This is a genomic window from Streptomyces sp. NPDC059740 (assembly GCF_042733155.1).
Classification (GTDB): Bacteria; Actinomycetota; Actinomycetes; order Streptomycetales; family Streptomycetaceae; genus Streptomyces.
This window is the reverse complement of sequence record NZ_JBHWGP010000013.1, coordinates 25,202-41,314: the sequence shown is the minus strand read 5'-3', so window position 1 is coordinate 41,314 and position 16,113 is coordinate 25,202. Positions and strand designations below refer to the sequence as shown.

The 16,113-nt window shown below is 73.6% G+C and carries 11 protein-coding genes and 2 pseudogenes; 5 read left to right on the top strand and 8 right to left on the bottom strand.

All coding sequences use genetic code 11. The features are described from left to right. Positions 1 to 155: 155 nt before the first annotated feature. From ACFV3R_RS17650 to xylB, 4 genes are all read right to left on the bottom strand, one after another. On the bottom strand, positions 156 to 1,559 hold the full coding sequence (locus ACFV3R_RS17650; RefSeq protein WP_385582987.1) for a family 2B encapsulin nanocompartment shell protein: 1,404 nt from the start codon (positions 1,557 to 1,559) through the stop codon (positions 156 to 158). Positions 1,560 to 1,819: 260 nt separating this feature from the next. Further along, the gene (locus ACFV3R_RS17645) at positions 1,820 to 3,259 is read right to left on the bottom strand and encodes a family 2B encapsulin nanocompartment shell protein (protein WP_385582985.1); all 1,440 of its coding nucleotides are present in this window, start codon (positions 3,257 to 3,259) and stop codon (positions 1,820 to 1,822) included. Positions 3,260 to 3,407: 148 nt separating this feature from the next. After that, positions 3,408 to 4,688 carry an ROK family protein gene (locus tag ACFV3R_RS17640; RefSeq protein ID WP_385582982.1) on the bottom strand — a complete coding sequence of 427 codons (1,281 nt, stop codon included), beginning with the start codon at positions 4,686 to 4,688 and terminating at the stop codon, positions 3,408 to 3,410. Between the two features lie 33 nt (positions 4,689 to 4,721). Further along, complete coding sequence (gene xylB, locus ACFV3R_RS17635) at positions 4,722 to 6,170, bottom strand: xylulokinase (RefSeq protein ID WP_385582979.1); 1,449 nt, start codon at positions 6,168 to 6,170, stop codon at positions 4,722 to 4,724. A 152-nt stretch (positions 6,171 to 6,322) separates the two neighbouring features. Here xylB and xylA point away from each other — a divergent pair, with 152 nt between their 5' ends. Both xylA and ACFV3R_RS17625 read left to right on the top strand, forming a co-directional pair. Then, complete coding sequence (gene xylA, locus ACFV3R_RS17630) at positions 6,323 to 7,483, top strand: xylose isomerase (protein WP_385582975.1); 1,161 nt, start codon at positions 6,323 to 6,325, stop codon at positions 7,481 to 7,483. Between the two features lie 324 nt (positions 7,484 to 7,807). Beyond that, positions 7,808 to 8,344 carry an EF-hand domain-containing protein gene (locus tag ACFV3R_RS17625; RefSeq protein WP_385582972.1) on the top strand — a complete coding sequence of 179 codons (537 nt, stop codon included), beginning with the start codon at positions 7,808 to 7,810 and terminating at the stop codon, positions 8,342 to 8,344. Positions 8,345 to 8,467: 123 nt separating this feature from the next. Here ACFV3R_RS17625 and ACFV3R_RS17620 read toward each other — a convergent pair whose 3' ends face one another. Together ACFV3R_RS17620 and ACFV3R_RS17615 are read right to left on the bottom strand one after the other, a co-directional pair. Then, the gene (locus ACFV3R_RS17620) at positions 8,468 to 9,907 is read right to left on the bottom strand and encodes an MFS transporter (protein ID WP_385582969.1); all 1,440 of its coding nucleotides are present in this window, start codon (positions 9,905 to 9,907) and stop codon (positions 8,468 to 8,470) included. Further along, positions 9,904 to 10,851 carry a nucleoside hydrolase gene (locus ACFV3R_RS17615; RefSeq protein ID WP_385582966.1) on the bottom strand — a complete coding sequence of 316 codons (948 nt, stop codon included), beginning with the start codon at positions 10,849 to 10,851 and terminating at the stop codon, positions 9,904 to 9,906. The genes ACFV3R_RS17620 and ACFV3R_RS17615 overlap by 4 nt, the downstream gene beginning before the upstream one ends. A 337-nt stretch (positions 10,852 to 11,188) precedes the next feature. Between ACFV3R_RS17615 and ACFV3R_RS17610 the strand changes: the two genes are divergently transcribed. Next, positions 11,189 to 12,283, top strand: coding sequence for a LacI family DNA-binding transcriptional regulator (locus ACFV3R_RS17610; RefSeq protein WP_385582963.1), 1,095 nt, complete (start codon positions 11,189 to 11,191; stop codon positions 12,281 to 12,283). Then, positions 12,280 to 13,188 (top strand): ribokinase, encoded by a 909-nt coding sequence (rbsK, locus tag ACFV3R_RS17605; RefSeq protein ID WP_385582960.1) that lies wholly within the window; start codon positions 12,280 to 12,282, stop codon positions 13,186 to 13,188. Before ACFV3R_RS17610 ends, rbsK begins: the two co-directional genes overlap by 4 nt. Positions 13,189 to 13,208: 20 nt before the next feature. Here rbsK and ACFV3R_RS17600 read toward each other — a convergent pair. Further along, a pseudogene (locus ACFV3R_RS17600) lies at positions 13,209 to 13,607 on the bottom strand (zinc-binding dehydrogenase); the annotation flags it as partial. Between the two features lie 205 nt (positions 13,608 to 13,812). Between ACFV3R_RS17600 and ACFV3R_RS17595 the strand changes: the two are divergent. Beyond that, positions 13,813 to 14,586, top strand: a pseudogene (locus tag ACFV3R_RS17595) (glycosyl hydrolase family 5); the annotation flags it as partial. Positions 14,587 to 14,726: 140 nt separating this feature from the next. On the opposite strand, the gene ACFV3R_RS17590 reads toward ACFV3R_RS17595, so the two are convergent. Beyond that, entirely contained in the window at positions 14,727 to 15,920 is a 1,194-nt protein-coding gene (locus ACFV3R_RS17590) for a glycosyltransferase (protein WP_385582957.1), read from the bottom strand. Positions 15,921 to 16,113 lie beyond the last annotated feature (193 nt).

Below are 16,113 nucleotides of genomic sequence, written 5' to 3'. Positions count from 1 at the left end.
CCGCGCCGCGCCCCCGGCGCCCGTCCGGGGGCCGCCCCCGGGGGGGGGGGGGGGGGGCGGCCCCCCCCCCCCCCCCCCCCCCCCCCCCCCCCCACGGCCCGTCGGTCTCAGCCGCAGCGGTGGACACGCCCCGCCGCAGGCCTCCACCCGTGTGCTCAGTGGCCGATCTCGACGTCCTCCAGCACGCCCAGCGCGTCCGGCACCAGGACCGCCGCCGAGTAGTACGCGCTGACCAGGTAGTTGATGACGGCCTGGTCGTTGATGCCCATGAAACGGACGGACAGCCCCGGCTGGTACTCGTCCGGGATACCGGTCTGGTGGAGGCCGACCACGCCCTGGTTCTCCTCGCCAAGGCGCAGCGCCAGGACGGAACTGGTCTGGTCGCGGTTGATCGGGATCTTGTTGCAGGGCAGCAGCGGGACCCCGCGCCAGGCGCGCACCTCGGAGCCGGCGAACTCCACCGGCGAGGGGTAGAGGCCCCGGGCGTTCCACTCGCGGCCGATCGCGGCGATCGTCAGCGGGTGGGCGAGGAGCACCTGCGTCTTGCGGCGCCGGGCCAGCAGCTCGTCCAGGTCGTCCGGGGTCGGGGGACCGCTGCGGGTGTGGAGGCGCTGCTTGAGGTCCACGTTGTGCAGCAGTCCGAACTCGGGGTTGTTGACCATCTCGTGCTCCTGGCGTTCCCGGAGCGCCTCGATCGTCAGCCGCAACTGCTGGTCGAGCTGGTTCATGGGGTCGTTGTAGAGGTCGGCCACGCGGGAGTGGACCCGCAGCACGGTCTGCGCCACGCTCAGCTCGTACTCCCGCGGCGTGGTCTCGTAGTCCACGAACGTGCCCGGCAGGAGCTGCTCGCCGACATGGCCGGAGGCCACCTCGATCGCGGCCTCACCGTGCCGGTTCTGGGCGGGCACCAGCGCCTCGTTGAACTGCTCGATCTGGGTGCGCAGCGGCTCCGAGCGCTCCATGACCTCGGCGAGGTCCTCGCGGGAGAGCGTCAGCGCCGTCACCCGGGTCACCGCACGCACCGTCACCTCCCAGCGCGCCTCGTCCGACAGCAGGGCGGCACTGCCGAGGTGGTCGCCGTCGGCCAGCACGCCGAGGACCGTCTCGTCGCCGTACTTGCCGGCGCCCACCTTCTCCAGCCGGCCGTGGGCGATGAGGACGAGCCGGTCGGTGGGGCGGTCGCGCTCCACCAGGACGTCACCGGGGGCGAACTGCTGCTGCTGGAAGCGGTCGGCCAGCGCACGCAGGGTCTCCTCGTCGGCCAGACCGCGCAGCGGGCCGACCTCGCGGAGCTCGGCCGGGATGACACTGACCTCGGAGCCCGTGGAGGTGAACTCCACCCGGCCGTCGCCGAGGGTGTGCCTCAGGCGGCGGTTGACGCGGTACGTGCCACCGGAGACCTGGACCCAGGGCAGGACGCGCAGCAGCCACCGGGAGGAGATCCCCTGCATCTGGGGGACGGTCTTGGTGGTGGTGGCCAGATTGCGCGCCGCGGCGGTGGACAGGCTGGTCGGCGCGGAGGCTTCGGTGTCCTGCTCCGGGTTCACCGATGTGGTCATGGGGTTCCTCACCTGTTGCTGTGCGTACGCCACGCGGAGGTGCGTGGTGGGGGAGAAGAGAAGGGCGGTGCGGCGCCACGGGGCACGGCCGGGACGCCGGGCCCGGTACCTCCCCGCCCGGGGCGGCGGGCGGAGAGGCGCTGGCGGCCCGGGCGGGGCCCGGTGGGCGGGCCGGTGCCCGCGGCGTCCTGGCGGTCGCGCCCGAGGGACGCCACGGACCCGTGGAACGGCCCTGTCGTGCAGGCGCTTCCGGCCGGGGCTCAGTGGTGGATTTCGACGTCCTCGAGAATTCCGAGGGCGTCGGGCACGAGAACCGCAGTCGAGTAGTAGGTGGACACCAGGTATTTCAGGACCGCTGTCTCGTCCACCCCCATGAAGCGCACCGACAGGCCGGGCTGGTATTCGTCCGGAATACCTGTCTGGTGCAGGCCGACCACACCCTGGCGTTCCTCGCCCGTACGCATGACCAGTACCGAACTGGTGCCCTCCGCCGAGACGGGAATCTTGTTGCAGGGGAAGATCGGCACGCCCCGCCAGGACGGCAGCGAGTGCCCGTTGAAGTCCACCGCCGTGGGGTACAGGCCGCGTCGGCTGCACTCCCGGCCGATGGCGGCGATGGCCTTGGGGTGGGCGAGGAGGAAGGCCGGGTCCTTCCACACGGTCGCCAGCAGCTCGTCGAGGTCGTCGGGGGTGGGCGGACCGCTGCGGGTGCGGATGCGCTGCCGCAGGTCGGCGTTGTGCAGCAGGCCGAACTCGCGGTTGTTGACCATCTCGTGCTCCTGGCGCTCCCGGAGCGCCTCGATGGTCAGCCGCAGTTGCTCCTCCACCTGGTTCATCGGGTCGCTGTAGAGATCGCCGACACGGGTGTGGGTGCGCAGGACCGTCTGCGCCACGCTCAGTTCGTACTCGCGGGGGGAGAGCTCGTAGTCCACGAAGGTGCCGGGCAGCGTGTGCTCGCCGTGGTGGCCGGCCGAGACGCGGACGGCCGCCTCGCCGTCGGCGTCGTGCTCGGCGCCCGGGGTGCCGTCGTGGCGGGCCAGGTGTGTCCGCAGCGCCTCGGAGCGCCCGGTGACCTCCTGCAGGGACTCCCGCCACAGGGTCACCACAGTCACGCGGGTGACGGCGCGGTAGGTGTACTGCGCGGTCGATTCGGCCTCCGCGAGCGAGGCGTCGCCCAGGTGGTCACCGCCGGCCAGGGCCTCCAGCACGGTCTGGTTGCCGTACTTGCCCTCCCCGATCCGGTCGACCCGGCCGTGGACGATCAGTACCAGCCGGTCGTCCGGCGTCCCCGCCTCCACGATCACGTCACCCGGCAGGTACTCGCGCTGCGTGAAGCGTTCGGCCAGGGCGCCCAGCACCTCGGCGTCCTCGAAGTCGCGCAGCCGGGGCAGTTCGCGGAGTTCCTCGGGGATGACGCGGACGTCGGTACCGGTCACCGCGAAGTCGATCCGGCCGTCGCCCACCGCGTACGTCAGCCGTCGGTTGACGCGATAGGTGCCGCCGGAGACCTGCACCCAGGGCAACAGCCGCAGCAGCCACCGCGAGGTGACGCCCTGCATCTGGGGGACGGTCTTGGTGGTGGTCGCCAGGTTCCTGGCGGCCGAGGTGCCGAGGCTCGTGCGTCCTGCGGCGCCGTCTGCTCCGGCCGAACCACCGTATCCGCCGTCGACGCCGGACGCGGACTGTTCCGATACCGTCATTATCGGGGGCCACCCATCTCTTCGGACATTGTGCCGGCGACGTCCCGGTGAATCCGGTGGGCGTCGCCTGAGAGGAGAAGGTATCGGCGGTGTTTTTATGTGCGCAATCACTCCAACGTGTGGATTGATCACCCGAGTTCTGGAAAGGTTAGACAGATTCCCTGGCGGACGCGGAAGCATGGTCCGGCGTGGCGAACGAGCCGAGGGGATCGGTGAGCACCGTCTCGACCGCCCGCCGGGCCGCCCCGATCAACGGCCCGTCCGCTCCCCACCGCGACACCGCGACGCCGACGGCAGGTCCGTCCTCCCCGGGCCCCGCCGCGACCCCCGACCGCCGGTGCAACTCCCGTTCCAGGGAAGGCAGCAGCCAGGGTGCCAGGTGCGCCAGTGCCCCACCGAGCACCACCGTCCGCGGATCGAGCAGGTTCACCGCCGAACTCAGCGCGATCCCCAGCGCCTGACCGGCGTGGCGCAGCGCGCGCAGCACCCGGACGTCACCCTCCTCGGCCCGGCGGGCCAGCAGCGCGGTGCGTCCCCGCGGGCCGGGGGCCTGTACGGCCGCGGCTTCGGCGGTGATCCCGGCGGCCCGCAGCACCGCCTGCTCACCCGCGTACCCCTCCAGGCACCCCCGCCTGCCGCACCGGCACGGCCGCCCGTCCGGCCACACCGGTACGTGGCCCAGCTCTCCCGCGAACCCCCGCGTACCGCGCAGGAGTTCACCGCCCACCACGACCGCGCCGCCGATGCCGACCTCCGCCGACACATGGAGGAAGTCGCCGCCGGCGGGGCCGCCCTCCCCGGCGGGGCCGCCCAGCTCCGCCAGGGCGCCGAAGTTGGCCTCGTTGTCGACGACCACCCCGCCGCGTCCCGCCACGGTCGGGGAGAGCGCCGCCGCCACGTCCACGTCCCGCCAGGTGAGGTTGGGGGCGTGCACCACCGTGGAGGTGTCCCGCGCCACCAGCCCGGGGACGGCGACGGCGAGCCCCACCGGGTGCAGCCCCAGCTCCGAGACGGCGGTGGTCGCCTCGCCGACCAGGGCGGCCAGGCGCGCCAGGACGGGCGCCGGCCGGCTGTCGCGGTTGGCCGCCTCCACCTCCCGGCGCCACCTGACGCGCCCGCCGAGGTCCACGGCCACCACGGCGAGATGGTCGACGCCGATCTCCGCGCCCAGGCCCACCGGCCCGTCCGGCGTGACGACCAGTTCGTTGCCCGGCCGGCCGCGCCCGCTGGGGGCCGCCCGGCCCGCCTCCACCACCAGGCCGGCCTGCCGCAACTCCTCCACCAGCGTGGAGACCGCCGCCCGGGTCAGGCCCACCCGCCCGGCCACCGTCGCCCGGGACACCGGTCCCTGCGCGATCACCGAGCGCAGCACCCGGGAGAGGTTGCGGCGGCGCAGGTCGCGCTGCGTGTCGGCGGTGGGACTGGGCATCCGGTCTCCTGGTGCGGGGCTTCGTCGGGCGGGCTACAACCGCGGGAGGCCGGTGACCGCCCGCAGCGACTCACCGATCCTCTCCCAGGCCGCCATGTCACGCTCCACGGGCTCCAGCCCCGGCCCCTGCGCCGTCCCCCACCGGCGCGACACCGCGGCCGGGTCCTCGCCCAGCAGCAGGCCGGCGGCCTGCGCGGCCGCGCCCAGCGCCACCAGCTCCTGCGCGACCGGGACCACCACAAACCGCCCCGAGAGCCGGCGGAGCGTCTCCTGCCAGGCCCGCCCCCGGGCCCCGCCGCCGATGAGCAGCAGCGCCTCGTCCGCCGCGGCGCCGGAGCCCCCCTCGCCGCCCTCCGCGTCCAGTACCTGCTCCAGCGCGTGCAGCAGGGTGAAGGCGGCACCGTCGTAGGCGGCCTGGAGGATCTGGCCGGGCGTGGTGTCGTGGCGCAGACCGAGCACCGTGCCCGAGGCCCAGGGCAGGTTGGGGGTGCGCTCGCCGTCCAGGAAGGGGAGGACGACGGCGGTGCCGCCGGGCTCGACCGCCTCGCGGTCCAGCCCCAGCAGTGCGGCCATCCGGTCCACGGCGAGGGTGCAGTTGAGGGTGCAGGCCAGCGGCAGCCAGTCGCCGCGCGCGTCGGCGAAACCCGCCACGATGCCGCTGGGGTCGGCGGGGCGGCGCTTCGTCACGGCGTAGGCCGTGCCGGAGGTGCCCAGGCTGATCACCGGCCGGCCGGGACGCAGGCCGAGGCCGAGCGCCGCCGCCATGTTGTCCCCGGTGCCGGGTGCCACCAACGCCCCCTTCGGCAGGGGAAGTGAGTCGTCGAGGACGGTGCCGGCGGCCTCGCCGGGCCGGGCCACCCGCGGCAGCGCCTCGGGGGAGAGGCCCAGGTGCTCCAGCACCTCCTCGTCGTAGGCCTCCGTGGCGGTGGCCCACCAACCGGTGCCGGAGGCGTCTCCGCGATCGGTGACGGCCTCTCCGGTGAGGCGTTCGGTGAGGTAGTCGTGGGGCAGGCGCACGGCCGCGGTCGCCCGGGCCGCCTCGGGCTCGGTCTCCCGCAACCAGGCCCACTTGGGCGCGGTGAAGGAGGCCGTGGGCACGCTGCCGAACCGCTGGGCCCACACCTGCGGGCCGCCCAGCTCCGCCACCAGCCGCTCGGCCTGCGCGGCGGAGCGCACGTCGTTCCAGAGCAGCGCCGGGCGCACCGGCTTTCCCGCGCTGTCGAGGGTGACCAGCCCGTGCTGCTGTCCGCCGACCGCCACCGCACCGGCCCGGCGGGCCGCGTCGCCGCACTGTCCGAGCGCCTCGGCGAGCGCGTCCCACCACTGCGCGGGGTCGCTCTCCCGGCCCGGTCCGGGGGAGACGGTGTGGGAGGACTGCCCGCGGGCCACCACCGCCCCGGTGCCCGCGTCGACGACTAGTGCCTTCGTCGACTGGGTCGAGCTGTCCACGCCGACGACGAGTGGTCCTGCCTGTGCGCTCACCTTGCGGCTCCCTGGGGTCGTCCGGTGGTCCTGGTGCGCCGGGGCTTCCGTCCGGGCGCCTCCGCATATTAGTTTGTCCCCGCACCATTTTGTAAAGTGCCATGACTAAATGGTGCAGCGCACAGGACGACGACCCACGAGGAGCCCCTTCCGTGAACTACCAGCCCGTACCCGAGGACAAGTTCAGCTTCGGCCTGTGGACGGTCGGCTGGCAGGGCCGCGACCCGTTCGGTGACGCCACCCGCGCCGTGCTCGACCCCGTCGAGGCCGTCAACAAGCTGGCCGAGCTCGGCGCCTGGGGCATCACCTTCCACGACGACGACCTGATCCCGTTCGGCTCCTCCGAGACCGAGCGGGAGGCCGTCCTCAAGCGCTTCCGGCAGGCCCTGGACGCCACCGGCATGACCGTGCCGATGGCCACCACCAACCTCTTCACCCACCCCGTCTTCAAGGACGGCGGCTTCACCTCCAACGACCGCGCGGTGCGCCGCTACGCGCTGCGCAAGGTCATCCGCAACGTGGACCTCGCCGTGGAGCTCGGCGCGCAGACGTACGTGGCCTGGGGCGGCCGGGAGGGCTCCGAGTCCGGTGGGGCCAAGGACGTCCGGCTGGCCCTGGACCGGATGAAGGAGGCCTTCGACCTGCTGGGCGAGTACGTCACCGAGCAGGGCTACGACATCCGGTTCGCCATCGAGCCCAAGCCGAACGAGCCGCGCGGCGACATCCTGCTGCCGACCGTCGGCCACGCCCTGGCCTTCATCGAGCGCCTGGAGCGGCCCGAGCTCTACGGCGTCAACCCGGAGGTCGGCCACGAGCAGATGGCCGGCCTGAACTTCCCGCACGGCATCGCGCAGGCGATGTGGTCGGGCAAGCTCTTCCACCTCGACCTCAACGGCCAGACCGGCATCAAGTACGACCAGGACCTGCGCTTCGGGGCGGGTGACGTCCGCGGCGCCTTCTGGCTGGTGGACCTCCTGGAGCGCGGCGGTTACCAGGGCCCGCGCCACTTCGACTTCAAGCCGCCGCGGACCGAGGACTTCGAGGGCGTGTGGGCGTCCGCCGCGGGCTGTATGCGCAACTACCTCATCCTGCGCGACCGGGCCGCGGCCTTCCGCGCCGACCCGGCTGTCCAGGAGGCGCTGCGCGCGGCCCGCGTGGACGAACTCGGTCAGCCCACCGCTGCCGACGGCCTGGCGGGTCTGCTCGCCGACCGCACCGCCTTCGAGGAGTTCGACGTCGAGGCGGCGGGCGCCCGCGGCATGGCCTTCGAGCGCCTCGACCAGCTCGCGATGGACCACCTGCTGGGGGTCTGAGCGAGCCACTCCGCGGTGACGGGGGCCGGGGCGAGCGCTCGCCCGCGGGGGACGGGGCAGGTCGCGCGGCGTCGCGCGCCGGCCCCGTCCCCCGCGGGCACGCCCCGGCTTTCCGGAGATCCGGCGGTTCATGCCTGCGCGGGCGAGTTCCGCCCGATCGTGTGCCTGAGCACCGCTTCCCGCACCACGGCGTCCGCCCTGCCCGGATAGTGAAGTGGCCACCGGGCACGGGCTCCGGTTGCTCTCAGCCGGGCCGGTCGCGGCCCGCCCCGGCCCTCCTCACCGGGAGGCGCCGGCACACCGGGAAGAAGAGGTGCATGCGTCATGCGTACGTCCGAGGCGACCGACCGGGTCCAGCTGGTGTTCTCCCTGTTCGACGCGGACGGGAACGGCTACCTGGAGCGCGGGGACTTCGAACTGATGGGGAGCCGGGTGCTCGCCACGGAGCCCGGGGCCGACGAGGCTGCCAAGAGCGCGCTGCTGGGGGCCTTCCGCCGGTACTGGACCACCCTCGTCACCGAGTTGGACGCCAACGGCGACGGCAAGGTCAGCCGGGAGGAGTTCACCGCGATCGTGCTGGCGCCGGAACGCTTCGAGGAGACGGTCGACGAGTTCGCCGAGGCGCTTGCCGCCTACGGGGACGTGAACGGCGACGGCTTCGTGCCACGCCCCGTCTTCGTCGCCCTGATGACGGCCATCGGTTTCGCACGCCCCAACATCGAGACGCTCTTCGAGGCCTTCGGCCCCGTATCGGGCGACCGCATCCCGGTGGCCACCTGGGCGGAGGGCATCCGGGAGTACTACCAGCCCGAGAAGGCCGGCATCGCCGGAGACCACCTCACCGCCGGACTGGTGGGGTGACCCGGGCCCGGCGGTGACCGGGCGGGCGCACCGGGCGGCAGAGCCCACCGGCCCGCACCCGCGACCCGGAAACGCCGCAGCTCCGCCTGTGCACTGCACGGGCGGAGCTGCGGGACGGGCTCCTCAGGCGCGGGCCTCGGCGGCCGAGGGCTTCGGGATCAGGAAGGACACCCCGAAGGCCACGGCGATCAGCACGATTCCCGCGATCATGGCGGAGACGTAACCGCTCACCGACCCCGCGGCCGGATGCGTGGCGGTCTGCACCGCGTCGAGCACCGCGAAGCTGAGCCCGGACCCCAGGTTGAAGGCGCCGGCATTCAGACCCGGCAGGAATCCCGGGTTCTCCGAGGGCGAGAGGACGATGCCCAGCCCGTTGAGCACGATGTTGGCGACGCCGGCGTACGTGACGCCCAGCAGCACCGCTCCCACCAGCAGCCAGACCCGGCCCTGGAGGGGCAGGGTGAAGGCCACGAAGGCCACGGAGACGACAGCGCCCACCAGCCCCCAGCGCAGCACCCGGCCGTAACCGAACGTAGCGGCCAGCCGGCCGGCGAGCGGGCCCATCGCCAGCCCGGCCAGCGCGTAGGGCGTGAGCGTCCACCAGGCCGAGGCCTGAGCCGACATCCCGGTCCCGGCTGCGGCATCCTGGGCGAAAGCCGGGACCAGCCCGTTCATGACCGCGAACACGCCGGTCATCGTCAGCAGGGTCACCAGCAGCAGCGGCCAGGTGGAGCGCCGCCGCAGGTGGAAGGTGGCCACCAGGGGGTGCGCCACCCGGCCCTCGGTCCGCCAGAACAGCGCGAAGGCGGCAGCCGAGACCACCACGTACGCGGCGAAGAGGCCCCAGTTCGCAGCGGCCAGCTTGCCCGCCTCGTCCAGCGCCAGCAGCATCGTGCCGACCGAGACGGCCAGCAGCAGGGCACCGGGCCAGTCCATGCGGCCGGCCCCGGCCTTCGACTCGCGGGTCAGGCCGGCCACGAGCACCGAACCGATCGCCGCCACCGCCGCCATCGTCCAGAACACGGCCGCGAAGCCGAAGCGGTCGGTGAGGAAGCCGCCGGCCACCGAGTCGACACCGGCGATACCACCGTTGACGGCCGTGATCACCCCGAGCAGAGTCCCGTACCGCTTGGGCTCGACGACCTCGCGGCGCAGCATGATCAGACACAGCGGCACGGTCGGGCCGCACACGCCCTGCAGGATGCGGCCGACGAAGAGCATCGGCACGTTCGTGGCCAGGGCGGACACGACACAGCCCACGACCATGAGGGCGAGCATGCCCGCCAGCACCTTGCGGCGACCCACCACGTCGCCCAGCCGCGGCAGGAAGAGCGAGAAGACCGCCGCCGAGGTGAAGAAGGCGGTCTGCGTGACGCCGATGCCGGCGGCGGAGGTGTGGAGTGTGGCCGCCATGTTCGCCAGCGCGGGGCTGAGCATGCTGGCGTTGAGCTGGAAGGCGAAGCACGCCACCAGCAGCGCCGTCATCAGCGCACCGATCCGGACCGGCCGCCCGGAGCCCTGGGCCGGCCCGGTGGTGAAGCCCTCGGCCGTGGTGGCGCTCATGCCGACACGTCCCCGATCCGCTCCAGGGCGTCCACGACCAGGTCCCAGAAGCGGCCGTGGTCCAGCTTCACGGCGACCTGCGTGGTGCAGTCGTCCGGGGCGGGGCGACGCAGGTCCGTGACGGTCATGCCGAGGGTCAGGCCGCCGCTCAGTTCGATGTCGACCGGGGCGCGGCGGACCGTCATCACGTCCGGGTCGATCACGTACGCCACCGCGCACGGGTCGTGCACCGGCGGGTGCGCGAAGCCCTGCTCCTCCAGGTAGGTCTTCCCGAAGAACTCCAGCAGCTCGCCCACGAACCTGGCCGGGCCGGTGCCGAGCGCGGCGATCCGCTCGGTGACCTCGGGGGTGGCCAGCGCCTGGTGGGTGAGGTCCAGGCCCACCATGGTGACGGGCCACCGCTCGTTGAAGACGATGTGCGCGGCCTCGGGGTCGATGACGATGTTGAACTCGGCCACCGGGCTCCAGTTGCCCTCGTGGTAGCCGCCGCCCATCAGCACGACCTCGCGGACCCGCTCGGCGATCCGGGGCTCCTTGCGCACGGCCATGGCGATGTTGGTCAGGCCCGCGGTGGGCACGATGGTGATCTCGCCGGGCTCGTGGGACATCACGGTGTCGATGATGAGGTCCACCGCGTGCCGCTCGTCGAGCGCGAAGGCGGGCTCGGGAAGCTGGGGGCCGTCCAGGCCGCTCTCCCCGTGGATCTCCAGCGCGGTCTGCACGGTCCGCACCAGCGGCCGAGGGCAGCCCGCGGCGAACGGCACCCCCGTGATGCCGGCGATGCGCGCCACCGACAGGGCGTTGCGGGTCACCTTCTCCAGGGTCTGGTTGCCCACCACGGTGGTCACGGCGACGAGCTCGACGTCGGGATTCCCGTGGGCCAGCAGCATCGCGATCGCATCGTCGTGACCTGGATCGCAGTCAAGAATGATCTTCCTGCTCAACGTGAGCCCCTTTTGTTCGGCCGGGACGGGTGGGGGAGTGCTCCCGCCGACGCCGCCGGCGTCTGCGGGAGGGGCGCCGGCCGGTACCCGGCGCACAACGCGCCCGTCGACAGCCAGGGAGAGCGCCTTGCGGCGCAGGACCACGACACCGTGGGCAAACGTTCTCCGACGACTCTGCGGACGGTGGCGCGCGGTTGTCAATGCTCTGCGGTGTACGTCACACGTATCGCCTGATCAGACCCAGATTGTCGCCCGTTCTGGCAGCCAATGCGTGGTGGTAACGTTTGCCCGCAGTCGGGGGTCAACCGCCTCCGGGCGGCGGCAAGGAGGCAGCCAGGTGACCGATGTGACGCTCAGGGAGGTGGCCCGGCTGTCCGGCTGCTCGGTGTCCACCGTCTCCCGGGTCCTCTCGGGCAACCGCCCCGTCGGCTCCGAGACGGCGGGTCGGGTGCGGGCGGCGGCCGAGAGTCTGGGCTACGTGCCCAACCAGGTCGCACGCTCCCTGCGCAGCCGTTCCACGGGCACCGTGGGGCTGGTGCTGCCGCAGATCGCGAACCCCTACTATCCGGCGCTGGTACGGGAGTTGACGCGTGCCCTGCTGGCAGGCGGCCGCGCCGCACTGCTCGCCGACTGCGACGACGACTCCGAGGCCGAGGCCGCCCGGGTCGCCGACCTGCTCGGCCGCCGCGTGGACGCGCTGCTCGTCATCCCGGTCGACGAGCACCGCAGCCGCGCCACCGTCGCCGACGCCGCGGCCCGCGTGCCGTTGGTCCTCCTGGACCGCGGTTGCGGCCCGCAGGTCGCCGACTCGGTGGCAGTCGACCACGGCGTCGGCATCGCGATGGTCATGGAACACCTGGCGGCCACCGGCCGGCGGCGGCCGGCCTTCGTGGGCGCGGCGGGCAACGACTCGGCCGCCGCGGAACGCGCCGCCGCCTACACCGCCGGCCTCGCCCACTTCCCGCAGGCCGACCCGGGCGCGGTGGAGCTCGGCGACTTCTCCGTGGAGTGGGGCAGGGCCGCGGTGGACCGGCTCCGGCCGCTCCGCCACGACGCCGTGGTCTGCGCCAACGACCTCATCGCCATCGGCGTCATCCAGCGACTGCGGGAACGCGGCGCCGACGTCCCCGGGGACGTCGCCGTCACCGGCTTCGACGACATTCCCATGGCCCGGCTCACGGTCCCGGCGCTGACCACCGTCCGCCAGCCCGTCCGTGAACTCGCGGCAGAAGCAGCGGCGTTGCTGGACCGGCAGCTGTCGGGCCAGGCGGGCGGGGCCCGCCGCTCCGTACGCCTCACCCCCGAACTCGTCGTCCGCGCCTCCACCGTGCATCCCCCGGTGGCCGACGCGGCCCTCCCGACCCAGCACACCCCCCGCGCGGGTTCCGAAGCGGACTCCGGCGCGCACGACCCCGCTAAGGAAACGCAGTGATCTCCGTCGTCGGAAGCCTCAACCTGGACCTCGTCGCGGGGGTCCCCCACCACCCGGTGCCGGGTGAGACCGTACTCGGCGGTGACATCGCCGAGCATCCCGGCGGCAAGGGCGCCAACCAGGCCGTCGCCGCAGCCCGGCTGGGCGGCCGGGTCGGGTTCGTCGGGCGTGTCGGCGACGACGAGGCCGGCCGTGCGATGACAGAGGCGGTGCGCGTCCAGGGGGTGGACACCCGCCACCTGGCGGTCACCCCCGGCGTGCCCACCGGCCGCGCGATGATCGCCGTCAGCCCCGAGGGCGAAAACACCATCATCGTCAGCCCCGGGGCCAACTCCCGGCTGTCGGAAGCCGACTGCGAGAGCGCCGCTGACCAGCTCCGCAACGCCGGCGTCACCGTCCTCCAGCAGGAGGTGCCCGACGAGGCGAACCACGCGGCGGCCCGGCTGGCCGGCGGAACGGTCCTGTACAACCCGGCGCCGGCCGTGGCGGGGGCCGTCCCGCCGCCCCAGGTCGACATCCTGGTGCCCAACCGCACCGAGCTCGCCGCCCTGGCCGGCTGCGAGGTGCCGCGCACCGTCGAGGAGGTCACCGCGGCGGCCCGCCGGCTGCGGGGCGCGGCGGCGGTCGTGGTGACCCTCGGCGGTGACGGCGCCCTGGTCCTGGAGGGCTCGGCGCACCGCCACGTCCCCGCCTTCCCGGTGCGCCCGGTGGACACCACCGCCGCCGGCGACTGCTTCTGCGGGGCCCTGGCCGTCGCCCTGGACGAGGGCCGGACCCTGGAGCAGGCCGTGCTGTGGGCCGCCGCGGCCGCGGCGCTCAGCACCACCCGGGCCGGCGCCCAGTCCTCCCTGGCCCGCCGGGGCGAGGTGGCACAGTTCCTCGAACAGCACGGTGCCGGCCGCTGAGCCACCGGCCCTGACCGCCCTCAGCCGACCGTGAGCACGATCTTTCCTCGGATGTGTCCCCAGGCGGCGCGTTCGTGCGCCGCCCGCGCCTGCGCGAGAGGGAACGTGCTGTCGACGGCGACGCGGACCGTGCCCGCGTCGAGCAGGCGTGCCAGGCCGGCGAGTTGCGCGCCGTTCGAGCGGACCTGGGTGGCCGTGACGGTGACGCCCAGCTTCGCGTTCTCCTCGTCGTCGAACTCGCCGAAGTACACCGGGAAGGCAGACCCGCCCCGTTTGAGGGCGAGCAGGAAGCGCCTGCTGCCGCGGCCCCCGACGGTGTCCAGGACGAGGACGAGGACGAGGACGAGGACGAGGACGGGGTCGCGGGCGATCTCCTCAGGCCGGTCCCTGGCGCAGTCGATGAAGGCGTCGGCGCCGAGTCCTGCCGAACGCGGGGAGCGGCGAGGGGTGAGGGCGGCGGGCCGCCCGCGAGGAGCGGAGGGAACGGTGGGCGAAGGGGGGCGCCCGGGGCAACTCATCGCTCCCGGCGTCTTGTTGGCGGTTCGCATCCCCCCTACAGTTCCCCGTTAGCACGGCCTTGGGAGCGCTCCCGAATCCCCCCACCGTCTGTCTTCGAGGGACATCATGACCTCCAACGTCCGCACTTTCCGATCCCTGCGCGGCCTCGCGGCGGCACTGCTGCTGACGGCCGGCTCTCTCACCGCGGTGACCGCCGCCGCGGGGCCCGCGGCGGCCGACACGCAACTGTGCGACGAGTTCGCCTCCACCCCCGTCAGCGCCGGCTACGTGGTGCAGAACAACCGCTGGGGCACGACCCAACCGCAGTGCGTCAACGCCACCGACGACGGCTTCGAGATCACCCAGGCCGACGGCTCGGTCCCCACCACCGGCGGACCGAAGTCCTACCCGTCCATCTTCAACGGGTGCCACTACACCAACTGCTCACCCGGTACCGCCCTGCCCGCCCGGCTCGGCTCCATCGCCTCGGCCCCCAGCAGCATCAGCTACCGCTACGTGGACGGTGCCACCTACGACGCCGCCTACGACATCTGGCTGGACCCCACTCCCCGGACCGACGGCGTCAACAAGACCGAGATCATGATCTGGTTCCACCACACGGGCGGCGTGCAGCCCGTCGGGTCCAAGACCGGCACCGCCACGGTCGGCGGCCGCAGTTGGGACGTGTGGGCCGGCAACAACGGCGGCAACGACGTCATCTCCTTCGTGGCGCCCTCGGCCATCGGCAGCTGGTCCTTCGACGTGAAGGACTTCGCCCGGTCGGCGATCGACCACGGCCTGGCCACCGACGACTGGTACCTCACCAGCGTGCAGGCCGGCTTCGAGCCCTGGGTGAACGGTGCAGGGCTCGCGGTGACCTCGTTCTCCTCCACGGTCAACGCCTCGTAGTACCCGGGTCACCCGAGGTCCCCGGCAGGGCCGGAACAGGTCCTCGGCGCCCGCGAACCGGCGGCGCGTTCCGGCGACCGCAAACCAGCCCTCGGGCGAGGGCGTCTCCCCGAGGGCTGCTCCGCGCGGCCTCAGAGCGCGGCGAGATCCGCCACGACCTGCGCCAGTTCGGGCAGGGCCCGGAAGCGGCGCTGCAGGCCACGTGCGCGGAAGCGGAACCCGGGGTCCTCCAGCACCGCGGAGACGGCTCCGGCCAGGGACTGCTCGGTGACGTCCTCGGCGCGCAGCCGGCGGGCGACGCCGAGTTCCACCAGGCGTTCCGCGTTCGCGGCCTGCTCGGCGAAGAGCGGCAGGGCCACCATCGGCACGCCCGCGTCCAGGGCCTCGCGGGTGCCGTTGAAACCGGTGTGGGTGACGAAGGCGTCGCAGGCCGGCAGCAGCGCCTCCTGCTGGACGAACGAGGTCAGGTGCACGTTGCCGGGGCGGGCGCCGGCCCACGCCTGCGGGTCCTGGCCGGCTCCCAGGGCCACCACGCCCGTGACGGGGAGCGCGCCGAGCGTGCGCACGATGGTGTCGAGCATCGCGGTGACGCCGGTGCCCGGCAGGTGGCCGGCGTTGGAGCCGAGGGTGGCCAGGACCAGCGGACGGTCGGCGGGCAGGTCCGCGAACTCGGGCTCCAGCGGGGCGTCCTGGCGTTGCGGGACCCGGTAGTAGCGCCCCGTGGACAGGCGACCGGCCTCGGGGTAGACGGCCTCGGGGACCACCGCCGCCCGGAAGGACCGCAGCGGGTGCCAGGGGTCGTCCACGGGGGGCAGGTCCAGGGCACCACGCTGCCGGTTGATCTCGGCGAGCACGGCCGGGTGGCCGTGGGGCGCCATGGGGGAGATGTCGAGCACGCCGTGGCGGAGTCCCAGCCGTTCGGCTGCCAGATACCCGCCGAACTCGGTCGACTCGCGCAGCACCAGGTCCGGCTTCCACTCCTCGGCGACCTCCAGCAGGTCGCGCGCGGCGCGGCCGGCCAGCAGTCCGGCGAAGCACGCGGCGAAGAGCGCCGGGTCCAGGTCGATCGTCTCCCGCCCTGCCCGGTCCAGGGACGGCGGGGTGAGGCCGGCCGCCGTGATCTCCGGGGCCCGCATGGCGACGGGGATCGGCGTGAGGTGGGGGAGGGTGAAGGCGGGCAGCCCCTCCTTCGCCACCAGGGGGGCGACCTCGCCACCGGTGGCGATCGCCACCTCGTGGCCCGCCGCGCGGGCCGCCCGGGCCACCGGGAGGACCACCGGTGCCAGGTGCGAGTAGGCGGCCTGGGCCGTGAACAGGATGCGCATCTCTCTCCGGTGCCGCGAGCGTGCCGCAACCGACCGGCGCGGACGTCCGCGTCCGACCGGCGGCCTCGATCTTGACTCCCGCAGTCTACGGCGCCCGTTCGCAGCGCTGTTCGCCGCCCCGGAGGCCTGCCTCCCGGTCCGGCCGCGGCAGTTGCGGCCCGCCGCCTCCCGCGGCCCGGACCCGCCCGTGCGT